The organism is Geobacter sp. FeAm09 (assembly GCF_008330225.1).
Taxonomy (GTDB): domain Bacteria; phylum Desulfobacterota; class Desulfuromonadia; order Geobacterales; family Pseudopelobacteraceae; genus Oryzomonas.
This window is the reverse complement of sequence record NZ_CP042466.1, coordinates 2,739,052-2,759,760: the sequence shown is the minus strand read 5'-3', so window position 1 is coordinate 2,759,760 and position 20,709 is coordinate 2,739,052. Positions and strand designations below refer to the sequence as shown.

Annotated in this window: 21 protein-coding genes; 2 read left to right on the top strand and 19 right to left on the bottom strand. The window is 59.6% G+C overall.

Annotated elements, in window-relative coordinates; translation table 11 throughout:
- Positions 1-44: 44 nt before the first annotated feature.
- The 3 genes from FO488_RS12950 to FO488_RS12940 all read right to left on the bottom strand — a co-directional run bounded on the left by FO488_RS12950 (position 45) and on the right by FO488_RS12940 (position 3,372).
- Positions 45-962 carry a MoxR family ATPase gene (locus tag FO488_RS12950; protein WP_149210937.1) on the bottom strand — a complete coding sequence of 306 codons (918 nt, stop codon included), beginning with the start codon at positions 960-962 and terminating at the stop codon, positions 45-47.
- 277 nt (positions 963-1,239) lie between these two features.
- Positions 1,240-2,820 (bottom strand): methyl-accepting chemotaxis protein, encoded by a 1,581-nt coding sequence (locus tag FO488_RS12945; RefSeq protein WP_149210936.1) that lies wholly within the window; start codon positions 2,818-2,820, stop codon positions 1,240-1,242.
- 141 nt (positions 2,821-2,961) lie between these two features.
- Positions 2,962-3,372 carry an OmpW family outer membrane protein gene (locus FO488_RS12940; protein ID WP_168206032.1) on the bottom strand — a complete coding sequence of 137 codons (411 nt, stop codon included), beginning with the start codon at positions 3,370-3,372 and terminating at the stop codon, positions 2,962-2,964.
- A gap of 477 nt (positions 3,373-3,849) precedes the next feature.
- Here FO488_RS12940 and FO488_RS19475 point away from each other — a divergent pair, with 477 nt between their 5' ends.
- The gene (locus FO488_RS19475; protein ID WP_168206031.1) at positions 3,850-4,020 is read left to right on the top strand and encodes a hypothetical protein; all 171 of its coding nucleotides are present in this window, start codon (positions 3,850-3,852) and stop codon (positions 4,018-4,020) included.
- A 333-nt stretch (positions 4,021-4,353) separates the two neighbouring features.
- On the top strand, positions 4,354-4,749 hold the full coding sequence (locus FO488_RS12935) for a molybdenum cofactor biosynthesis protein MoaE (protein WP_149210934.1): 396 nt from the start codon (positions 4,354-4,356) through the stop codon (positions 4,747-4,749).
- A 58-nt stretch (positions 4,750-4,807) separates the two neighbouring features.
- Here FO488_RS12935 and FO488_RS12930 read toward each other — a convergent pair whose 3' ends face one another.
- The 16 genes from FO488_RS12930 to FO488_RS12855 all read right to left on the bottom strand — a co-directional run bounded on the left by FO488_RS12930 (position 4,808) and on the right by FO488_RS12855 (position 19,893).
- Positions 4,808-5,320 carry a molybdopterin-dependent oxidoreductase gene (locus FO488_RS12930; protein WP_149210933.1) on the bottom strand — a complete coding sequence of 171 codons (513 nt, stop codon included), beginning with the start codon at positions 5,318-5,320 and terminating at the stop codon, positions 4,808-4,810.
- Between the two features lie 99 nt (positions 5,321-5,419).
- On the bottom strand, positions 5,420-6,250 hold the full coding sequence (locus tag FO488_RS12925) for a phosphatase PAP2 family protein (RefSeq protein WP_168206030.1): 831 nt from the start codon (positions 6,248-6,250) through the stop codon (positions 5,420-5,422).
- A 128-nt stretch (positions 6,251-6,378) separates the two neighbouring features.
- Positions 6,379-7,446 (bottom strand): ABC transporter substrate-binding protein, encoded by a 1,068-nt coding sequence (locus tag FO488_RS12920; protein ID WP_240731914.1) that lies wholly within the window; start codon positions 7,444-7,446, stop codon positions 6,379-6,381.
- A complete protein-coding gene (locus FO488_RS12915) occupies positions 7,443-8,612 on the bottom strand; it encodes a hypothetical protein (protein ID WP_149210932.1) in 1,170 nt (389 codons plus the stop codon). The genes FO488_RS12920 and FO488_RS12915 overlap by 4 nt, the downstream gene beginning before the upstream one ends.
- Positions 8,609-9,592, bottom strand: coding sequence for a radical SAM protein (locus tag FO488_RS12910; RefSeq protein ID WP_149210931.1), 984 nt, complete (start codon positions 9,590-9,592; stop codon positions 8,609-8,611). The genes FO488_RS12915 and FO488_RS12910 overlap by 4 nt, the downstream gene beginning before the upstream one ends.
- Before the next feature lie 2 nt (positions 9,593-9,594).
- Positions 9,595-10,404 carry a class I SAM-dependent methyltransferase gene (locus FO488_RS12905; protein ID WP_149210930.1) on the bottom strand — a complete coding sequence of 270 codons (810 nt, stop codon included), beginning with the start codon at positions 10,402-10,404 and terminating at the stop codon, positions 9,595-9,597.
- Positions 10,405-10,512: 108 nt separating this feature from the next.
- Positions 10,513-12,573, bottom strand: coding sequence for a TonB-dependent siderophore receptor (locus tag FO488_RS12900; RefSeq protein ID WP_149210929.1), 2,061 nt, complete (start codon positions 12,571-12,573; stop codon positions 10,513-10,515).
- 366 nt (positions 12,574-12,939) lie between these two features.
- Entirely contained in the window at positions 12,940-13,740 is an 801-nt protein-coding gene (locus tag FO488_RS12895) for an ABC transporter ATP-binding protein (protein ID WP_205743276.1), read from the bottom strand.
- Positions 13,740-14,750 (bottom strand): iron ABC transporter permease, encoded by a 1,011-nt coding sequence (locus tag FO488_RS12890; RefSeq protein WP_149210928.1) that lies wholly within the window; start codon positions 14,748-14,750, stop codon positions 13,740-13,742. The genes FO488_RS12895 and FO488_RS12890 overlap by 1 nt, the downstream gene beginning before the upstream one ends.
- A complete protein-coding gene (locus tag FO488_RS12885) occupies positions 14,747-15,772 on the bottom strand; it encodes an ABC transporter substrate-binding protein (RefSeq protein WP_149210927.1) in 1,026 nt (341 codons plus the stop codon). Before FO488_RS12885 ends, FO488_RS12890 begins: the two co-directional genes overlap by 4 nt.
- Before the next feature lie 71 nt (positions 15,773-15,843).
- The gene (locus FO488_RS12880) at positions 15,844-16,071 is read right to left on the bottom strand and encodes an energy transducer TonB (RefSeq protein ID WP_149210926.1); all 228 of its coding nucleotides are present in this window, start codon (positions 16,069-16,071) and stop codon (positions 15,844-15,846) included.
- Between the two features lie 635 nt (positions 16,072-16,706).
- Positions 16,707-17,282 carry an FmdE family protein gene (locus FO488_RS12875; protein ID WP_149210925.1) on the bottom strand — a complete coding sequence of 192 codons (576 nt, stop codon included), beginning with the start codon at positions 17,280-17,282 and terminating at the stop codon, positions 16,707-16,709.
- Positions 17,279-18,202 (bottom strand): Rossmann-like domain-containing protein, encoded by a 924-nt coding sequence (locus FO488_RS12870; protein ID WP_240731913.1) that lies wholly within the window; start codon positions 18,200-18,202, stop codon positions 17,279-17,281. Before FO488_RS12870 ends, FO488_RS12875 begins: the two co-directional genes overlap by 4 nt.
- Positions 18,203-18,273: 71 nt before the next feature.
- Positions 18,274-18,879, bottom strand: coding sequence for a class I SAM-dependent methyltransferase (locus FO488_RS12865; RefSeq protein WP_149210924.1), 606 nt, complete (start codon positions 18,877-18,879; stop codon positions 18,274-18,276).
- 235 nt (positions 18,880-19,114) lie between these two features.
- Positions 19,115-19,363, bottom strand: a complete 249-nt coding sequence (locus FO488_RS12860) for a hypothetical protein (RefSeq protein WP_149210923.1) — start codon at positions 19,361-19,363, stop codon at positions 19,115-19,117.
- The gene (locus FO488_RS12855; protein WP_205743275.1) at positions 19,360-19,893 is read right to left on the bottom strand and encodes a PAS domain-containing protein; all 534 of its coding nucleotides are present in this window, start codon (positions 19,891-19,893) and stop codon (positions 19,360-19,362) included. Before FO488_RS12855 ends, FO488_RS12860 begins: the two co-directional genes overlap by 4 nt.
- Positions 19,894-20,709: the final 816 nt, after the last annotated feature.

Below are 20,709 nucleotides of genomic sequence, written 5' to 3'. Positions count from 1 at the left end.
AAGGAGGGTGATGGCGATGTAGAGCGCCCCCGCCTTGCTGATCTTCAGGCCAAAGGCAGCGCTATGTCGGCGACGAGTGCCCGTAACAATTCTCCCCTGTCAACGGTTTGTTGATCGGGACGCATGACCAGGCGGTGGGCGCAGACCGCGGCCGCAATCCCCCTGACGTCGTCCGGCGCCACGTAATCGCGCCCTTCCAGGAAGGCGGCGGCGCGTGCTGCCTGGGCCAGGCTGATGGCGGCCCGGGTGGAGAGGCCGGTCTGGATCATGGCGTGGCTACGGGTGGCTTCCACCAGGGCGTAGATATAGTTGACCACCTTGTCCGAGAGATAGATGCCGGTTTCGACGCACCGGCGCGCGGCCAGGATGTCGGCCGTGGAGGCCACCGGCGTCATGCCGCCGATCCGCTCGCGGATGCCGCCGCCGGCGATGATGCCCTTTTCCAGATGTTCCGGGGGGTAGCCGATGCCGGTGCAGATCAGGAAACGGTCGAGCTGGGATTCGGGCAGGGGGAACGTGCCGCTCTGGTCGGAGGGATTCTGGGTGGCGAACACCATGAAGGGGTCGGGCAGGTGGTGCGTCGTTCCCTCCACCGTGACCCGCCGCTCTTCCATGGCCTCCAGCATGGCGCTCTGGGTGCGCGGCATGGCCCGGTTGATCTCGTCCAACAGGACGATGTTGTTGAAGATCGGCCCCGGCAGGAAGGCGAAATGCCCCTCCTCGCGGTTGAAGACCGACAGGCCGGTGATGTCCGACGGGAGCAGGTCGCTGGTGCACTGCACCCTGCCGAAGGAGAGGCCGGTGATCCCGGCCAGGGCCAGGGCGATGGTCGTCTTGCCCAGGCCGGGAAGGTCCTCGATCAGGATATGCCCGCCGGTCAAAAGGGCGACCAGGGACAGGCGCAGCACCTCTTCCTTGCCGTGGAGGTAATCGCGGCTCAAGGTGTCGAGCAGCGTGGTCATGCACGTGTTGCCGGGTATCGCCACGTTCGGTCCTCGATGGATGTTTGCTGGATGTGCCGATGGGTCTTTTGCCGAGAGACAGTGTACCACAGATGAGGGCAAAAGTGCATGCGGATGCTGTTTGCGGCGCAGCATCCGCTCCTGGGGGGGAAAAGGGCGGCGGCATGGTGTCTTGCAGCCCTGCGCACACGAAACGGGAGATGGCATCTCCCGTTTCGTTGGTGCAGCTGTATGTCGGGCGGTTGGGGAATTGCCCCGCCTGGGCGCTATCCTGCCGTTACGAGAGTTTGAACTGCCCCACGAGCCGTTTCAGGTCGTGGGCCAGGTCCGCCAGTTGGTTGGCCGCTGCGGCCGATTCCTGGGCTCCGTTTGCCGCCCCCTGGACGACGGTGGTGACCCGCTGGATATTGCAACTGATCTCGCTGGTGGTTGCCGTCTGCTGTTCGGCCGCGGTGGCGATCTGGTTGACCTGGGTCACGACGGCGCGAATCTGCTCGATGATCTCGAAGATTGCCTCTCCCGAACTGGCGGCCTCTTCGGTACCGGCCTCCACCTCTTTGACACCCTCTTCCATGGTGGCGACCGCGCTTTTGGTCTCGTTTTGGATGGCCTTGATCATTTTGCCGATCTCGTGGGTGGCCTTGGTGGTCCGTTCCGCCAGGGCGCGGACCTCGTCGGCGACCACGGCGAAACCGCGCCCCTGTTCTCCGGCCCGGGCCGCTTCGATGGCGGCGTTCAGGGCCAGGAGATTGGTCTGGTCGGCGATGTCCTCGATGGTGCCGACGATCTCCCCGATCTGGTCCGACCTGCTGCCCAGGGACTCGATGGTCGATGCCGATTCCCGCACCTTGTCGGCAATGCGCGCCATGACCTCGATGGTTCTCGACACCACCTGGGCGCCGGCGGTGGCGGAATCGTTCGCCCTGTCGGACTCCTCCGCCGCTGCGGTGCAATTCGTGGCGATCGTGCCGGAAGTCGCCGCCATCTCTTCGCTGGCGGTGGCCACCGTGTCCGTCTGGCTGACCGCATCGTCGATCCCTTCGGTCATTTTCCGGGAGGTGGCGAGCAACTGGTCGGCGGAGACCGACAGTGCCGCCGCATTCTGGGCGATCTGGGACATGATGTCGTGGATTTTGGAAATGAGCTTGTTGATCCCGACGGCAAGGTGGCCGATCTCGTCGTCGGACGACACCTGGATAACCGTGGTCAGGTCGCCGGCGCCGCTGGACAGCTCATCGACCTTTTGGGAAAACGCCAGGATATGTTTGATGATCGCCGCTCTCAGGAAGAGGAAGATCGTCCCGAGCAGGACGAAGAAGAAGAGAACGCTGGTCAGAAGAAGGGTAATGGACGTCTCTTTGGCGCTGTCGTAGCCCTCCTGGATGGAGGTCTTCAGGAGCATCCCTCCCAGGAATTTGGGGGCGGCGTCATGGCACTGCTTGCAGCGCTGCTCGTTCTCGAAGGGGATGGCGAGGTTGAGCGCCTTCACGCCGTTTTCCTCGGTTTTGAACTCGATGGTCTTGCCGGTTTCAAGCGCTTTCACGATGGCGGGCTGTACGGCGCCGTCCTTGGCTTCCGACTCCTTGCCGTGCTCGTCGTAGATCTTGAGGTCGAGGAACAGCTTCTTTTCCTTGTTTTCACGGATGTACTTGTTGACCTCTTTGGAGTCACCCTTCATCATGTAATCGTCGATGTCCCTGATGAAGATGGCCGCCAGGTTGCGGGTATTCTTCAACTGCAGCTTCATGGTCGAACTGGCCTGCTGCCAGATCGAAATCACCATCATGGCTGCCAGGCCGCAGCCGAGCGAAATCCCCAGGATTACCAATACCTTGAAAGCCAGTTTTTTTCTGAGCATTCCCTCTCCCTCTCCCTCTCCCTCTATAGTATGCCGAAGTGGAAACTATAGCCGATGGCCGTCGGGTAAGTCAAATGGTGAAAAAAGTGTATACACTTATAATCATTCGAAAAAACAAGCTTATTGTAATTTAATGAGTTTTCAGAACTTGATGTGCACGCCGATACCCAGCGATTGGGGGGGCGTGCTCTTGTCGTTTGTGGCGGGTTCGTTGGTGAAGTGCAGATATTTGTAGTCGATGACGAGGGACGACGTGCCGCTCAGGCTGAAGCTGACGCCGGCCTGGCCCGCCACCCCGGTTTTCAGTTTTGTGGCGGCGTCCGTGGCGGTTGCATCCTGGGGGAGGATATAGGCCACCCCGGTCCCGATGTACGGGGTGACGTTTTTCAGCAGGCTGAAGCCGTACTTCGCGGTCAGCAGGCCGGGGCTCTTGCCGGTCGTATCGTTGGCAACAGGCCGCAGGATGCCGTACCCCAGCGAGAAACCGTCCTTCTCCTCGCCGGCGCGGCAAACGGCGGCTTGCAGCACGACACCGCAGAGTACGGCCGCCACTCCCAGGAACCTCCTGTGACGCCTTGCTCCACGCATGCGGTTATCTGGTGTCGTGACCATGCTGAATTCTCTTGCTGAATGTTCTGAATGATCCCTTATGGGGGCCTGTTGCCGGCGCATGCACGGGGTGTGACCATACGTAGTTGGATATTCTGCGTTCAATCGGCGATAAAAGCAACGCCAATATGTACACCCCCACAAACGCCAGGATGAATAATCCGAGCATCAGACCCGTCGCAGAGATGAAGCTGAGAAAGACCGACATATCGGCCATCCTTTCCGGGCGGACCGTTTCTGCCCTACATTTCTATTATACGCCCGTTCCCGCTGTCGGCAGCGGTGATATTTTTTGTTCTGCATTGCTCCTGTCGCGGGGACGGGGGATACCGGGCGTTTCAATAGAATGGTTGACATTAAGGATAAAAATGGTATTGTTTATCCTTAATAGGTGTGCAGTGTACGAGCAGGAGGCATATCATGCAGAGATCAAACGAAAATTATGAGAGCAACCGGGAGCGAAGCCAGGGGGCGCGGCAGCAGATGATGCTGGTGGATGCCATCGTACCCATTGGGGTGACGGGCATGTTCACGCTTGGCGTTATCCTTTTTGCCGGTTTCATGGCCAGGATGTGGTGGGTTACCCACTAATTCGCCGGTTTTTTCGCCCGCAAGGTCTGTTCCGGGCTAAGGATATCCATTCATAACGCTATTCATGATGGGAATTGCCCATAAGGCGCCCCGTAGCTATCCCTCCGTGCTACGGGGATTTTTTTGTGAAAAATCCCGGAAAGCGCACGGATGATCCGGTTGGATGACGGGGGAGGCGTACGGAGTGGGTGCAGAATCGGTAAAACTCTGATAAATTGCGGATCATTGTCGGCAGACCCGGGAGAACGGGGAAAAGGCCGGGCCGCCGATGCTGCCTTGAACCTGATACCGGTCCGCCCATGACCGATTTTATACAACAAGGAGTGTACGCACGTGATTACCGCATTCTGTTCCACAGAGGAGTTTGACCACCTGGGGCTCTACCGCGCTTTTCTCGAGCGTGAAACCGACAGCACCGGCACGGTGGTCATGCACCACGGCCGGGTGAAACGGCCGGGAAAGCAGGTCCCGAACTTTGCCGCCGTCGAGCTTAAACCGCTCGTCGCCGATGCCGACGAACGGCTCGCCGCACTTGCCCGCCGGGCAGAGGAGCGGTTTAAGCTCAATCAGGTCCTGATCGTCCACCGCCTCGGGACCATCGGCGCCTGCGATTCGGTGCTGCTGGCGATCGTCTCCGGCGCGACCCGGGACCGCTGCTTTGCCGCCTGCTCCTGGATCGTCGATGAAATCAAGCGGGAAGAGTTCATCGAGTTGATAGAGCAACCCTGACGAACCGGCCCGGCATGGCCCCCCGCGTGAGGGAGCGGCCATACCGGGGCAGGGGCGATCAGACGGCCTCGCACACCTCGATCTGTCCCAGGTAGCGCATGCGGCGCGGGCCGGGGCGGTCGTCGTTGGCCGAGACAAAGGCGAATTCGCCCTCGTTCTCGTCCAGGGGCTGCCCCTCCCGCTCGAACACCACGATCGCCTTGTCGCCGACCGCGGTGTTGTTGATCTCCTGCCAGCTGAAGAGCGCCATATAGCCGTCGTTGGACGTGAGTTTGAGGTACAGCCTGTTGGGTGCATGATGTTCCGTGATGATTACGGCCGCCCGGTCCAGGATTTCCTGCAGCAATACCCCGCGGTAGCTCTTGATGGTCCCCTTCTCCGTGCCGCTGCCGCAGATGATGGGCAGCGCCTCGATCTCCAGGGCGGCCATCTCCCGCAGATCGGAGACACTCAAGCAAAGCGGCCTCTCCACGCGTCCGGTCACCTTCAGTTCGTGGGACATGTATTCCGGGCCGTATTTATGCTTGCCATGGGGTTTGGTTTCCGGGTTCGTATTTTCGGTGTGATTCATGGCGTTTCCCCCTTTGGTAGTTGGAACGTGTGATCTGTCGTGGGTTTTCGGCAATGCCGGCCGTTTTGAGCCAGATGGTTTCGGTGGCGGTTCCGGGCACTAGTGGGATGGCGGCTGCGGCCCGGGAACCTGGGACAGGGCCAGCGCCTCGGCCTCGGCGCGACAGTCGCGGACAGGCGCCAGCCCTTTGGCCCTGACCGCGGCAAGCTCGGCCCTGGCGGCCTCCAGATCCGCCCGGAAGGCGGGATCGGTATGGAGCCGGGCCACCACCGCCGCGGCAACGGTGCGCCCTTCATTCACGTCGCTCAGCCAGTGCACGTTGCACACGATCCGGCTCTGGCCATAGGCCCTTCCCCGAACCAGGATCGCCTCGGCCCGTTCCGGCGCGATCTCGCTCAGGATGAGCGCCCAGGCCCAACCGGCCGTGGTGTGCCCCGACGGGTAGGAACCGCTGGTGCGCAAACGCTGCTCGTAGTCCGGGGTGCAGATGCGTTCTCCGTTCACCATGAAGGGGCGGGGGCGCTTATAGGTATCCTTCGGCCGGGAAACGGCGTTGCCCGCATCGGCCAGGGTACGGCGCAGCAGACGGAAGAGGCGGGGGGTATCCTGTTCGCTGATGCGGGCGTTCAGGACGCAGGAAAAACTCTCTGCCGCGGCCGGAAAGGAGAGGTCGGCATCCTGGACGGCCAGCGCCCAGCGGGCCGAATCCCGCAGGGGGAAACTGGCGCGGCCGGTTTCCTGGTCGAGCGCAAACGCGGTTGAACCGGCGGCGGGCGGCGGCGGGATCAGTGCCACCATATCGGGCAGGGAGCCGGAGGGCAGGTAGCCCTGAACTCTTCCCTTGGTGACCGGTGTCGTGTCGTGCTTTTCCAGTGTTGCGCAACCGGCCATGAACGCCAGGCACAACAGCATCGTTGCCATATTTCCCATAGTCTTCCCCCCCTTTTCATCCCGCTCCGATACATGCTCCGCTTCAGGCCGGGCGATCGGCCGGCGTACCGTCGCCCGTTCCGTATAGCGGCTAAAATAGCATCCGGCGCCACGATCCGCAAAGGGAATCACGGTTGCAACACGTCGCGGGTTTCCCGGTCCGAGAGTTCCTTGCCGAGGAACAAACTGTAAAACTCCCTGGTTTCCTTCATCATATCGGCCGGGTACCGGGTTGGGTGGAGGAGGTTGGTCAGCCACTGGACGCCCAACAGCCGCATGTAGGAGGGCGGCCGGTCGAACCAGTTGAACGGCACATGGGGGATGAGATAGACCTTTTTGCTGCGGACGGCCCGCAGTTGTCTCCAGCGCGCATCCTTCAGAATCCGTTCGTAGCAGATCCGCTCCTTCACCAGGATCACCTCGGGATCGTACACCAGAAGCTGCTCCATGGAGATCCGCTCCATGCCGTTGGGGCTGGTCGGTTTCAGACGGCAGGCGTTTTTGCCGCCGCTCAGCTGAATGAGCTCCGTGTGCATGGAGCCTTCGCCCTCGGTGGAGAGTCCGTCGATACCTTCGGCATAATAGACCGGCACCCGTCTGCCCTCCGGCAGGGCCGCCACTGCCCGCTCCGTCTTGTGCAGCGCGTTGACCGCGTAACGGTGAAGCCGTGCCGCCCGCTCTTTCCTGCCCAGCACGTCTCCCATGAACAAAAGCGCTGCGGGATAATCCTTCAGCGAGTCGATGTACACATAGACCAGCGGTATGCCCAGCGGCTTGAGGATTCGTTCATATTCCCTGTTGACCGCACTGAATTGGCCCCTGTTCCGTTCCCAGAGAAAGGCCACGTCCGGCTTGATCCTGAGCAGCACCTCCAGGTTGAGGTTCCTCCCTTCGCCGACCATGCCGCCGATGACCGGGAGCTTTCTGAACCGCTCCGGCGTGAAGATCTTTTCGCTCTCCCATAACGGAAAGTTGAGCCCGGCCAGAAGCTCGGGAGCGACCGTATAGATCAGGTAGGTAGCCGGCGGCGACAGGGCAACGGCCCGTTCGATCCGGTCGGGGATGGCCACCCGCCTCCCCGTCATGTCGGTGATCGTGCGCGAATATGCGCTGGCGCAAAGGGAAAGCACCATGACGATAGTAAGGGCAAAACGCAGCATGTAATAACCTCCAATACGGATAACGGGGGACGTCACGGCTTATCCTGGCGGTGGATCACCCCCAGCGTCCCCTGGTTGTAATAATTTCTGGCAAAGCACTCCACACACAGGTCCGCACCGGCTACCATGTGCATGGCCATGCTTTTGTTGCCCACGGCGATGCTCCTGCCGGAAAATTCGGCGCCGATGGTCCCGGCCGGTATTTTCTTGAAGTACCCGGAAAGCGGGTATTCCTTCTCCCTGGTGTCTTCATCGTGAAACAGGTAGCCCGGCGGGTAGTCGAATATCCGGTGTTGCCCGGTGGTAATGGCCAGAAACTGGGCGTCGCCCGGTTCGTAACAAAACCAGGCCCGGTTGTTCCCGCAGGGGGTGAAGGGCAGCAGGAAATCGTCGCTGCCCACCCCCTCGAGGACGATGAGAGCGACCCGGTGTCCCTGTTGCAACCCCCGTTCGACGAGCCCCCGGATGGCGGTTATGTCGGCTGCCGTCCCCAGAGGGCTGGAAAGCGGGATGTGGTCGGCGGCATCCGGGATCATGACCGGTTTCCGCATGGTGCACCCCAGTGCCCTGAAGGCATAGCCCCGCCGGGCGACCAGCAGGTAATCGGGGAGCAGTCTCCCGTCCCCGGGGGAACCATCGAACAGTTCCAGGAACTCGCTCCTGGTCACGATCCTGTCCAGGCCCGGTTCCTCGCGCAGCCGTTTCAGGTCCGCCCCGCTTGGTTCGTGCAGTCCGGCGTATCTGGCCGACCAATGGGTGGAAATGCCGATTCCGTCGAGCATGCTCAGGTCGATGATGCCGTTGAGGGACGTCACGCCACCCCGTCCGACGATTACCGGCATACATCCGGATTCGCCGAGAAAACGTTCCACTTCGCGGAACAGTTCCGCCATCATCCGGCGGCGTTCCGCGACATCCATGGGGCCGACCCTGCTGGCAAAATACTGTTGGGCATAGGTCAGGAAGGTGAAGCGCGGTTGGTAGCCGGCCGCCAGGTCCAGGGCGATGTCGGTTACCCAGCGGTTGCTGTCGGCATGGAGATCGCCAGGGTAGTGGTGCCGGCTCAGCACCTGCTGCATCATCTCGACCAGGGGGCCCTGCTCGCCCGACTTGTCGCCGGTTCTCAGGTCAAACCGGTTCTGCCACTCCCGGGTGTCTATTATGGCCAGGCTTGCGTGGTGGTCGTGCGTCGTCGGTTTCATGGCGTTTCGTCCCTCAGTAGTTTGATGGTGTGACCACAGGATGGGCAGTTCCCGTCGGGGCATGAGAAACGTTGCAGCTGGTCCCCCCCGCACCCCAGGCTGAAACGTTCCATGGCCGGCGCGGCACACTCCGGGCAGAGGGTGTTCACCCAGTCGGAGCCGACGAAATTGTGAAAATAGACATAGGGCAGGTGCCTTCTTGCCGTGTGCAACGTCTCGTTGATACGCACGATATCGGGATAGACCGCGTCCTTCATCTCGTCTTCGGGGAGCAGACGGAGCACGTGCCACGGGATTTCGGGATCAACAGCGGCGATAAAGCGCGCGATATCGTCGAGCTCATGGTCATTGGCCCCCTGAATGACCGGCGTTGTCACCTCGACATGATGCGTTCCCGCCAACCGGGTGATGGTGCGCAGGATTGGATCAACCGACGGGATGCCGATATGGCTCCGGTTGAAGTCGTCGGCCAACCCTTTCAGGCTGATGTTGAAGAACGTGAAGATGGTGGCCAGCAGTTCGGTGGCTTCCGGGGTCGTGTAGCCGTTGGTCAGGCAACCGAGGGGGATGCCCGCCGCTGCCGCTTCTGTCGCCAATTCCCGGAGGGTGGGGAGGGACACGGTCGGTTCGTTCACATTAAAGACAATACTGCGGCACCCCAGTTTCAGCGCCATCCCCACCATGCGTTGCGCCGAGAAATGAAACATGCTCCCCTGCATGGCGGCGGGGTTTTGTTTGGCAATGAAGGCATTCGAACAGTAGGTGCAGGAAAAGTTGCAACTGCTCGTGCCCGTGGTCAGGCACCGGCTTCCGGGATATGCATGGTAAAAGGGGACCGCTTCGATCTTTCCCACCTCGTAGGAACACCACATTCCCGGAAAGCGTTCCCTGATGGCCTGACCGTCCGCGTAATACATCCGGCATCGGCCATAGGTATCGGCACCCAGTTCACAGCGCCATTCGCAGAAGTTGCACCGCATGGTCAGGCCTCCTTTTCCCACCTGATGAAGGCCCAGCGCACCACCTTTGGCTCCGGCAGGCGCCATCCACCATCATGCCTGACCAGTTGGGCGTCGAGATACTCCTTGAGCCGGCGTTCTTCTTCCGGCGTAATCCCGTCCAGCATCCAGAGCATCTTTTCCAGCGCCTCGGCCGGGCTTTCATAGTTCTTCCATTCCGTGGTGCCGATGAAGCCGACATCCGCGTATATGCCCATCTGGTACAGGTAGTTGTACACATAGATATAATCGGGTCCCATTTTGAGCGGCCGCCCCACGGCGTCGTAGAGCCGCCGGTCGAAGGGGCCGTCGCCCACCAGGGCGGAGATGCAGACCATCCGCCGTGCCGCCCGGTTCAGCTTGGCAATGCCTTCGGCAAGGTCGTCCATTACCAGGGACCGCGAGGCGATGGCGACATCGTATTCCCCGATGCCCAGGCTGTCCCAGTCGTCCTCCCATCTGCCGACGAGGGGGGTGATGTTGGTGATTGCCGACTCGGTGCAGCGCTGGCGCAGCAGATCGATCATGACGGGCGAAAGATCGAGTGCGGTCACCGACCTGACGCTCTTTGCCAGCGGAATGGCCAGGGTCCCGGCCGCACATCCCACATCGAGCACGCTCCAGGACGGATCGACCGGCATCATCCGCAAAAAATGCTTTTCGTAATCCGTTTCCCGCACATGGCTGGAGAACGACGGCGCCCGCTTGTTCCAGAATTCCCGGTTGTCGATGCGCGCGAGTTCTCCCTTGGCCTGTTTCCAGGCATGGTTCCAGTCTATGGTATGTCCGTTCATGTTCTGTCCTTGTCATAGTTGCTCGGTGGATGGTGAAACGCCCCGGCGGACCGGGGCGTATTTTTTTGCGGAAGATGGCGAAAATCCGTTCAGACTCCGTGGTACCGTCTAGAACCGATACCTTGCCTGGACGAAATAGGTCCTGCCCGGTTCCGGGTAGCCGTCGCTGTAGGAATAGTTCCTGTCGAGCAGGTTGTTGATCCCCGCTTCCAGCGTGCCGTCTTTTATCACTTCATAGCCGACCTTGGTGTTGACGACGACAAATTCTCTTGCAGTGGTTGAACCATCGGTGCTGCTGAAGCGTTTGGTGTCGTACTCCACCGAGGCAAGAACACTCAGCTGTTTTATGGGAGACACTTTGCCGTAGGCAAACAGCTTGTGTTTGGGAATATCGGTAATGTTGTCGGAACTGCTCAAATTGTCATTGTAGATGAACGTGTAGTTGAAACCTGCTTCTGCCGTGTCGCCAATTGGCGCCAACGCTTCGAATTCATATCCGTACCGGTTGACCCTTCCAGTGTTTCTATTCTGGGTCTGATTTACTTTTTTGTTGTTGTAATTGGTTACCAGGATGCCGGTGTTGACGGATGCGATATAGTCGCTGATGGCGTCAACAAAGAAATTTGATTTGACCTTGACCAGGTTGACGACGGTATCCTGAACGCCGAGTTCATAGTTGATCGATGTTTCCGGTTTCAAACCGGGGTTGGGAAGGTTGGAACCGTCAATGCTGGCCGTCGTTCTCTCCTTGATGGAAGGGAAGCGGGTTTTCATGGCAACGGAGGCGTGTATTTTCCCGGTGTCGGAGTATGTGTAAAACAAAGTTGCCTGAGGGCTTAGCGCATCTCTGTCGGCAAGCGGGATGTCAAGGAAGGCTTTGCTGTTTGAATCGTACTTGTGCGCCTCGACGCCCGTGAGCTTGTCATATCCGATTCCCACAACAGCAGAAAGCTTTTTGGTGAAATCAATGGTGTCCTCGACTCCTACGGAGTAGGTGCGATCCTCGTAGCGCGACTCTGGCGTTACGGTTGTGACGTCGCGATGTACGTCATCCTTGAAATGGAACGCCATCTTAAGGGTATTGTACGGTATAAGGGTTGTTCCTGCCTCAATGGAGGTCCCGACCGTGTAGTCGTCATACCTGCTGGGCGAATAACTGCCTGTTAATAATGTTGCATAGTCTGAAGCATATTGATTCAGCGAGTTTTTGAATTGGTCGTAGTAGATGCGTGTTTTGACATAACTTTTCTCTGCAATGGCGGTATTGCTGCTCAGGTACACGCTCTGTTTATCCCACCACGGCCACTGCCAATACGTGGCTTTCGATATGGAGTTGCTATTGCTGCCGGCATAGGGGGGGACCCCCTTTTCGCCATGCTGGTAGATGTAGCTGAGCGCATACTCGTCGGTGCTGTTCGGGGTAAAGCCGACCTTGATGGAAGCCTTGCCGTCGCGCTGGTAGGAGTTCTTGCGCCTGTCGCCACTTTCCAGCGCTGTCGCTTTGAAATCATCGGAGAGTGTGAAGGAATGGACATCTACCCATGATCCGCCCCCTTGCAGGTACCACGATTTCTGGTTGGTGCCCAGGTTGGCAAAGGCATGGTAGGCGTCGCCCGAGGTGTAGCCGGCCCCGGCATTGCCTTCAAACGTCTTTGTCGGTCGCTTGGACACCATGTTTACCGCGCCGCCCAGGGTGTTGGGGCCGTAGAGCACCGAGGCGAAACCTTTTGAAATGTCTATTTCCGACAGATCGTAGGTCATGAAGCGCCCCGTATCGATGTAGCCGTCATAGGGGACATAGAGCGGAATGCCGTCCAGGTAGATGGGGGTGCGCCTGTTGTCAAAGCCGCGGACGTTAAAGCCTGATTCCCCCCGTTTGCCGGACACCGATGCGGTGACGCCGGAGATCAGGTTGGCGGCCTGGCCGATATTCTTTGTGTCGAACTGCAGCATCTCCTCTTCGCCTACCGTTGAAACCACGGAGTTTTTCTGCTTGTCGGCCTTTGCCCCCACCTCAACCTTGCCCAGGGTGAACACGTTGCCGTTTTCGTCGTTTTTCACCTCCTTGTCTTCAGCCGATACCGGCATGGCGAAAGCCGCCATGACACACATGGCCGCCGCTGCGCCCACGATCCCGTTGCTTACCGTCCTGCATGCGCTTCGTTTCATAAAATTGCCTGTTCTCCCTTCATTTGTATTTAAACCACGCGGGTTTATCTGGTTGTCCCAAAGCCTCGGGTGCCGCTTTCCTGCGCCGTTACGGAAAAAACGGGGGATGCGGACATCCCCCCATCACAAGAAGGAGACTTCTGTGGAGCTTGGTGAAACGTACAGGTGACCATCCGGTCTTTGGTGCTCTGTCCGGCAGATGGTCGATATGCGCTATGTTATATAACGATTGCCGCTTCTAGCAGCTGTTGTGCCGTTCAAACCAGAGATTGAACTGATACGAAAGAACGAACTGCCGGGCCTGGCTGCCGTCCCTTGCGGTCGTCCTTGTCCGTCAGGGACGTTTGAGCGGCCACCCTCGCCGCGCTAATGGGCCTTTCCCCCGCAACCGCACAGGCGCACCGCCGGGACGCAGACGCAGACCCCGTTCTCCACCGGATACATGCGTACATCCACGTTGTACAAATCCATGAGGCTGTCCTGGGTGACCGTGTCGCCGACCACGCCGTCATGGGTGATGACGCCCTTGCGCATCATCACCACCCGGTCCGCGACGGCCAATGCGTGATCGGGATGGTGGGTGGAAAAGACAAAGGTGTAGCCGTCCGCCGCAAGCGCCTTGAGGCGTTCCAGCAGGCGGACCTGGTTGCCGTAATCCAGGCCGTTGGTCGGTTCGTCCATGATGAAGGCCCGCGCCCCCTGGGTCATGGCGCGGGCGATCAGGGCCAGTTGGCGCTCGCCGCCGCTGACCTCGGTGTAGGGACGATCAGCCAGGTGCGCTATGCCGAGCTTTTCCAGCGCCTCGTGGGCTATCAGACGGTCCGCCGCGCCGTAGCGTGAAAAAAAACTTTTGTGCGGCATCCTGCCCATGAGCACCACATCCACGACCCGGTAGGCAAACGTCTCGCGATGCACCTGCGGCACATAGGCCAGGTTTCGGGCCAATTCCCGCTGCGGCATGGTATGGATATCGCGGTCGTTCAGGCGGACGTGCCCGCGAACCGGCTTCAGCAGGCCGGTCATCAGCTTGAGCAGGGTGGTCTTGCCGCTGCCGTTGGGGCCCAATAGGGCCAGCACCGACCCCTCGGCAACGGAGAGGTCGATATCCGTCAGCACTGCCTGGCGGCGATAGGAAAATGAAAGGTGCTGCGTATCGATGAGCGCCATCACTGCCATCCTTTCTGGGCATTTTTCAACACCAGCAAGAAGAACACGATTCCGACCAGTGAGGTCACGATGCCGATGGGAATCTCGAAATTGAACGCCAGGCGGGAGACGTCGTCGGCAACCACGAGATACGACGCCCCCACCAGCACGGAAGCCGGCATCAGCGTCTCGTTGTCCGGGCCGATCATCATCCTGACGATATGGGGGATGATCAGGCCGACCCAGTTGATCATGCCGGCCATGACCACCGTCAGGGTGCTGACCACGGTGGCGCAGATGATCACCGTCATTCTGACCAGCTCCACGTTGACGCCGAGCGCCCGGGCCTCCTCGTCCCCCATGCTGAGCACGTTGAGATGCCGCCCCAGAAAGATCAGGCAGATAATGCCGAGGCAGATCGGGGTGCCGCATTTGACGGCCATATCCATGTCGGCCATGGCGGTGTTGCCCAGAAGCCAGTAGGTGATGGCCGGGAGTTGGTTGTACGGGTCGGAGATGTATTTGACTATGGAAAGGAGCGACATGAAGAGCACTTCGCTGACGATCCCCCCCAGCACCAGCATGATGGGGCTGTTGATCCTGTAGAGGCGGGCCACGCCGATGGTGATCCCCACCGCGGCAAAGCCCCCGATCAGGGTGGAGACCTGCACGGCGTACCACGTCTTCAGGAAGACCATGCCGAGAGAGGCGCCGAAGGAAGCCCCGGCCAACACCCCCAGGATCTTCGGGTCGGCCAGCGGATTGATGAAGATCGCCTGGTAGGCCGCCCCGGACACCGACAGGGCCGCGCCGATCAGGGCCGCGTTGATGATCCGCGGGAGCCTGATTTCGATGATCAGGTTGTGCAGCAGTTGCAGGCGTTCGGCATCGAAGGTCCCCCAGCCGAAAAAACGGTAGGCGAGGAAGTTGACGATCTCCGTCAACTGCAACGGGTATTTGCCCAGGGCAAGGGACACGAGCATGACGAGGACGAGAATCAGGGCGAACACGAGCAGTTTCAGCGATTTCATCGGTTGAGTATCTCCCGGATATCCCGTTCGCTCAGTTCCACACCGAGGAACAAACGGTAGAATTTTCTGGTTTCGGTGCGGATATCCAGCGGATAGCGCTTCGGATAGAGGGTGCCGGCAAGCCACTTCAGGCCCAGGAGCCTCATGAACGAAGGGGGGCGGTCGAACCAGTTGAAGGGAACCGTGGGGATGAGATAGACGCGTTTTCCCGCAACGGCCCGCACATCGTGCCAGCGCCGGTCTTTGGCGAGGGAGGCGTAAAAGATCCGGTCATGGGTGAGGATGACGTCCGGGTTGTACATCAGCACCTGTTCCATGCTGACCTTCTCCATGCCTGCCTGGTCGGACTGCCCCCCCTTGTGGACGTTTTTCCCCCCCGCCATGGGGATCAACTGGGCATGCCACGATTTTTCCCCTTCGGTGGAAAGCCCGTCCGTCCCCTCCGCGTAATAGACCCTCAGCCGCTCCTTTTCGGGAATACGGGCGGCAATGCCCGCCATGGTCCGCAGGGTCTCGCTTGCGTACGTGCCCAGCTGCTTTGCCCGTTCCCTGCGGCCGAACAGATCACCCATGAAGCGGAAAGCGTCGGGGTAGTCTTCGAGGCGGTCGAGCTTTATGAACACGGTCGGTATGCCGGCCTTGCGCATCCGTTCGACAAAGAGCTCATCCGCCTTCGAGCCCCAGGTGCTCCAGCTCAGCACGATATCCGGCTTGAGGGCCAGAAGCGTCTCCATGTTGACGGTATGTCCCTGGCCGAACATCCCGCCGGCAACCGGAAGGCGGGTAAACTCGGGCCGGAGGAAGCGTTTGTCCTGCTCCTTGACGCTGTAGTTGCTGCCCACGAGCAGGGTGGGGTCCAGGGCGTACATCATGTACGTGGCCGGCGGCGATGAGGTGAAGACGCGTCTGATGACATCCGGCACCACGACCCTGCGGCCGGCCATATCGGTAATCTCCCGCGCGTGGAGTGACGGCGCGAGGATCAGGTTGAGCAAAAGAAACAGCAGGAATTTAGAATACATTCGGTAGCCTCTCTTCGATTTCGGCCGCCCGCCGTCAGGGGCGCGCAAGGAAAAACGCGGGGCGGGCCATGTCAGTTTTCGAGCTTGTATTCCATGGGAAACCTCAGCGTGGCACTGACCGGGGGCTTGGGGAACGGCGCGCTTTTCAATACCGTCTCCCGGGCGTCCCTGTCGAGCAGGGGTACGCCACTGCTGGAGACAATGCGCACCATGTCGGCCGAGCCATCCTTCTGAACGACGAACTCGATCAGGAGCGTGCCGCTCCACCCCATGCGGCGCGCCAGGCCGGGGTACCTCATGTTGCCGGCCACCAGGTCCCGGATGTAGGCGAAATGTTTTTTCAGGTAACGCGACCGCAGCGTTTCGGTGCTTTCGCCCTTGGGATCTTTGCCGGGCGAGCCTGAACCGGAGCCCTCCGATGCCGTGGTCGCCTTGCCCCCATGGCTGCCGCCGAAGGAGCTTGAAGCAACAGCGGCACTGCTGGCCGCCGGCGCGGCCTGAGCCGCTCCGGCGGCGTGGACCGGTGCGGGCAGTGACGCAACCGGGGGGCCACGGGGGCCGCCTCCGGGGAAACCTGGGCCACGGCCGGCTGGTGGAGCGTCTTCGGGGGCGGGGGAACCGGCGGTGCCGCGGTAGCCGCCGTCTTCGGCGCGGGCTTGGTACGGGACGGCGGCGGCGTCCCGCCGGGATCGGATCTTTTCATATCCTGTTCCGCCACCTGTGCGTTCTCGATCGTAAAGTCGATGAGTACCGGTTTGTCCTGCGGCACCTTTATGCCGGCAAACGAAAGCGCGCCGCCGACAAGGACAAGGTGCAGCAACAGCGAGAATAGGAATGATTTGCAACCTGTGCTCATACCTCTGAAGTCCTTCTCATCCGAACACCTCGCGTTTGGTTTCAATCAGCCGGCATGGCCGATTGGAGCGAACCGCACTCAGGCAATGGCGCGGTAATAGGTCCTGTCCTCCGCACAGGGTTTGCACAACGGCCTGCCGTCCACCTCCACCTCACGGCCATCCATGACCTTTTCGCCGCATTTTGAGCAGGTCGCCTTGCGCACCGGCTTGCCGGGCAGGTCTTCCGGGCGCAGCGGCACCTCCACATCCTGGATGATGAACAGCTCGTCGTCGGTGGCGGTGGTGAAGTCGGGCATGATGCTCGTGCCGTCGGGCGCCTCCTGCTTGCCCATGTTGGAGGCCAGGCGAACCGCCTTGCCCGTATCCAGATTGACGAAGGTCGCCGCCATCTTGCCGTAATCGAGTACCTTCATGGTGCGCTTGCCCGGCTGGCATCCGGTCAGGGCCGTTATGGCATCGGTTGCACAACGATCCACCTCGACAAACACCAAAAGCTTCTTCCTGTCGGCACCCTTGGGGTCTGCAATGCCGACCCTCTCGAGGGCGCACATGGTCATCCTGGTGCCGCTTTCGATACCGGCGCACTTGTGGCCGTGGTAATTCACCGCCTCCTCCAGCAGTTTGCGATACTCGTCCTGCGAAAACGCGCTCATGAAGCATTTCTCCTTTTGGTTTGATTGCTGCCTGCCAGATGCAGCTCACGTATCCGTTTCACGTTACGGATATTGATCTTTCGCATGCAGGTTCCGAAGAGCTGGTAGGCCCCCCCGCCTTCCGCAAGCACATCCAGGGCCCGGTCGCTGTCGTGCATGATTACCGTGCCGACCAGCGCCACATTGCGGCGGAACAGTTCGTCCGGGATAAACCCGGCGGTCGGCCCGACCACCGCAATGGCCGCATCGGCCGGCACCATGGCGAGCAGCCGGGGCAGCGAGCCGTTGGCTATCGATGCCCCGGTAAACACGGCGGTTTCACAGCGGGCCAGGGCCTCGGCCGTTTGTCCCAGGGATACGCGCCTACCGAGGCTCGCCTCGAACGTGGTATCCTCCTTCTGATCGATGATGACCGTTTCCGCTGTCCCCAGGCTCCTCAGGCGCTTGAGCAGCGGTATGATCGCGCCCACCACGCAGACGCGGCGGCCGCTGAACAACTGGTCGAAGCCGCTGATATCGTTGCCGGAATCCACCGCATAGCGGCCGCTGTTGAAGAACGGCACCGAAAGGGCGTTGATGGTGGAGAGCCTGACGATCTCGGCAAAGGGGCCGACGAGCTCTCCCGCGAGCACCCGCGTCACTTCCATCCCCTTGATGACCTGCGAGGAGCCCTTCAGGATCTCCACGCCGGCCCGCTTGATCTGGGCGGGAGGTGTGTAGGCGACCCCGCCGCAACCGTTACTCAGCTTGACCCCGGTGAAAAAGACCCCCACGACGACCCGTTCGATCCGTAATTCCGCGATGGCGCCGCCGGTGAGCTCCCGGAGAGTTTGCGCGGTCCCGTCGAGCAGGTGCCGGGACGAGCTGTGGCTATCGTTGTCGAGCATACCGGCCGGCTGTCTGTTCTCCCGTTGCTCCATCACTGGTATCCTTTGCCTGGTTGTCGTGCATACCGCCCGGGCGGGGAGATTTGCCGCGGGGCACGTGGTGGTTATTTGGGGAATGAAATCCAGAAACCGCTTTCATCCCTGGTAATCCGGAAATCCTCGATGCCTGCGGAGCGGAGGTGGGCGACAAAGAAATCATCGTCCTGTCTTTCGTCGAACTTCGGCCGCCAGTCGGGCGAACGCCGGGACATCTGCTCTTCAATACGGCAGCGAAGCTCCTTTGAACCGAAGCCGCCGCCGATATATGCCGAACCTCCCGGAGCGAGCACCCGCCTGATTTCCCTGAAGGCCACATCCGGGTTCTTCCAGAAAAAGAGCGAACTCCTGCTGACCACAAGGTCAATGGACCCGTCTCCAAGCGGGATGGCGTGGACATCCCCGGTGAGCGCCCGGACCCTGCCGGCCAGGTCCCTTTGGCAGATGTTTTCCTCGGCGATGTTCCTGTTGTCTTCGCATTCGTCGAGCAGCCAGACCTGAAGGTCGGTCACCGAGGCCAATGCCAGCCCCAGATAGCCGCCCCCGCTGCCGACATCGAGGCATGCACCTTTTGAGAGGCCGGTAGCAGAAACGATCTGTCCCGCCAGCAGCGGATACGCAGGTGCGAAGATATTTCGCGCAATCTCATCGAATTCATGGGCGTTGATCGCCATAACCTCTCCATGGTGAATAGATTTGCAGGATGCTCATACGTTGGGCAGTGTTCCGCGATATTTCACGGCAGGGATTGCCCTCGTACCATGCGATATGTTTGTAAGTATATAACGTATGATACAATACTATCCGCGTGAAAAAGACCGCTGTGCAAACAAACAGGCGTTATGTATTTCGATACATAATGTATGCCAAGGAGCGACATTCTGTCGTAAACAGGGGGAGGGACGCAGCTTAACGCAGGCGGCGGAACGTGGAACGCGGGATGTGCCGTTTCAGGCCGGAAGGGAAAATTGCTGCCATATCTGCCGCAGGCAGTGTCGATTTGATAGAAAGCCTTTCATTTTGATAAAACGTCGTCAAATTGACAAGGCAATGGCAAGCGGTCGTGGCAATGACCGGTTGCGTGCGGAGATGGGGCAGGGGGGGCGGGGCGAACAGCATGGTCGTGGCAGGCGCAGCGGCGGCATTATGTGCGATCATGCCTTCAAATCCCTCGTTTCGGCCAGCTTTCGTATCAAACGCAGGATGACGGGCTTCAGCACGTTGCCTGACGGAGATGGCCTGCAACCGGCATGGTACAGCGGGAGAAGGGGGTGCAAAATCTCCCGTTTCATGAACTCCAGCAGGTCGCGGGCCTGTTGCTTGGCCCTTTCTCTTATGGTGATGTTCCGGGCTATGCACATGACCCCCACCACTTCACCGCTCGGCAGGATCCAGGGAAATTTGGTGACGGAAACCTTGACGATTTCGCCGTTTTTGTGGGTTATGGTTTCGCGCTGGTCTTCAATCGGTTTGCGGTGTTTCATCACCCACAGGTCGTCCTGCAGGGCCTTTTCGGCCTGTTCGCGGGGCAGCAGGTCGAAATCGGTGCAACCCCGGATGGTGTCCATGGTGAGGCCGTAGTGCCGGGCCTTGGTTGCGCTGGCGCAGATAATTTTGCCGCCCGTGAACTCGCCCCGCTCGGTGGCGAAGTATTCCTTGATGACGATGGAATCGCTCGTATGTTGCATGAACGCATTGAATATCAATATTTCCTGCATAGATCTTCCCATGGTCTCTTTCCTTTCAGGCAACGATGCCCATGAACCGGGAACATTCCATCCTCAGGTTTTTGTTCCTTAAACAAAAAGGGTTATAGCCGTAAAGCTGTAACCCTTTGTTTTTACTGGCGGAGAAGTAGGGATTCGAAAGCTGTCCTTCAGATTTAAATATTTGAACAAAAACATATAGTTGCCTTGTGTATCTTGCCGTCAACAGTCTATTTAAATCTTCTCAAATCTATCAAAATCCACCTTGTCAGTGAAAGGCAGGTGAAAGTTTCCAACGTATCAACGGGAAATCATATCAGGCGGCCTTGGACATCATGTCGCAGCAGCTTTTTGCCATCATAGTGCAGGACTTGGCGCAGCAGCGGCACATTTCAGCACACAATTTGAACCTGTGACCTTCGGGTTATGAGGCGTTTTTCCCGTTTTCCGCTTCTTGTGTAATTTTAAAAACTTACAGTTATATTAAGTAATTAGATACCATCGCTACCCTTCCCATGTCAACCATATTTACCATGTTTACCAAATTTTGGTGTACAGTTTGAGTGTACAGTATTTTTTCAAGAATTACATATCCAGGGAATAAACCGGCGGTAAACTCGACAAAGTAATCCTTATCCAGATGGAGGAATATTGCCACGCCTAGGGGGCCTTATCGTCAGCTGCTAAATTGAGCCCGGGGTATGCCCCTAAAAAAAGCCCGTGGAGGAAGGAGGGAGAACTCCACGGGCTCACGCCGTGGGGAAGAGGCCCACACTTCCCTTCCCCACGGACTGCAGG

Bases quoted from the DNA above. Each gene is read 5' to 3' on its own strand.
- FO488_RS12950 (WP_149210937.1), bottom strand. From the start codon at position 962: ATGACCACGCTGCTCGACACCTTGAGCCGCGATTACCTCCACGGCAAG.
- FO488_RS12945 (WP_149210936.1), bottom strand. From the start codon at position 2,820: ATGCTCAGAAAAAAACTGGCTTTCAAGGTATTGGTAATCCTGGGGATT.
- FO488_RS19475 (WP_168206031.1), top strand. From the start codon at position 3,850: ATGCAGAGATCAAACGAAAATTATGAGAGCAACCGGGAGCGAAGCCAG.
- FO488_RS12930 (WP_149210933.1), bottom strand. From the start codon at position 5,320: ATGAATCACACCGAAAATACGAACCCGGAAACCAAACCCCATGGCAAG.
- FO488_RS12925 (WP_168206030.1), bottom strand. From the start codon at position 6,250: ATGGGAAATATGGCAACGATGCTGTTGTGCCTGGCGTTCATGGCCGGT.
- FO488_RS12915 (WP_149210932.1), bottom strand. From the start codon at position 8,612: ATGAAACCGACGACGCACGACCACCACGCAAGCCTGGCCATAATAGAC.
- FO488_RS12910 (WP_149210931.1), bottom strand. From the start codon at position 9,592: ATGCGGTGCAACTTCTGCGAATGGCGCTGTGAACTGGGTGCCGATACC.
- FO488_RS12905 (WP_149210930.1), bottom strand. From the start codon at position 10,404: ATGAACGGACATACCATAGACTGGAACCATGCCTGGAAACAGGCCAAG.
- FO488_RS12900 (WP_149210929.1), bottom strand. From the start codon at position 12,573: ATGAAACGAAGCGCATGCAGGACGGTAAGCAACGGGATCGTGGGCGCA.
- FO488_RS12895 (WP_205743276.1), bottom strand. From the start codon at position 13,740: ATGGCGCTCATCGATACGCAGCACCTTTCATTTTCCTATCGCCGCCAG.
- FO488_RS12890 (WP_149210928.1), bottom strand. From the start codon at position 14,750: ATGAAATCGCTGAAACTGCTCGTGTTCGCCCTGATTCTCGTCCTCGTC.
- FO488_RS12885 (WP_149210927.1), bottom strand. From the start codon at position 15,772: ATGTATTCTAAATTCCTGCTGTTTCTTTTGCTCAACCTGATCCTCGCG.
- FO488_RS12880 (WP_149210926.1), bottom strand. From the start codon at position 16,071: ATGAGGTACCCCGGCCTGGCGCGCCGCATGGGGTGGAGCGGCACGCTC.
- FO488_RS12875 (WP_149210925.1), bottom strand. From the start codon at position 17,282: ATGAGCGCGTTTTCGCAGGACGAGTATCGCAAACTGCTGGAGGAGGCG.
- FO488_RS12870 (WP_240731913.1), bottom strand. From the start codon at position 18,202: ATGGAGCAACGGGAGAACAGACAGCCGGCCGGTATGCTCGACAACGAT.
- FO488_RS12865 (WP_149210924.1), bottom strand. From the start codon at position 18,879: ATGGCGATCAACGCCCATGAATTCGATGAGATTGCGCGAAATATCTTC.
- FO488_RS12860 (WP_149210923.1), bottom strand. From the start codon at position 19,363: ATGATCGCACATAATGCCGCCGCTGCGCCTGCCACGACCATGCTGTTC.
- FO488_RS12855 (WP_205743275.1), bottom strand. From the start codon at position 19,893: ATGCAACATACGAGCGATTCCATCGTCATCAAGGAATACTTCGCCACC.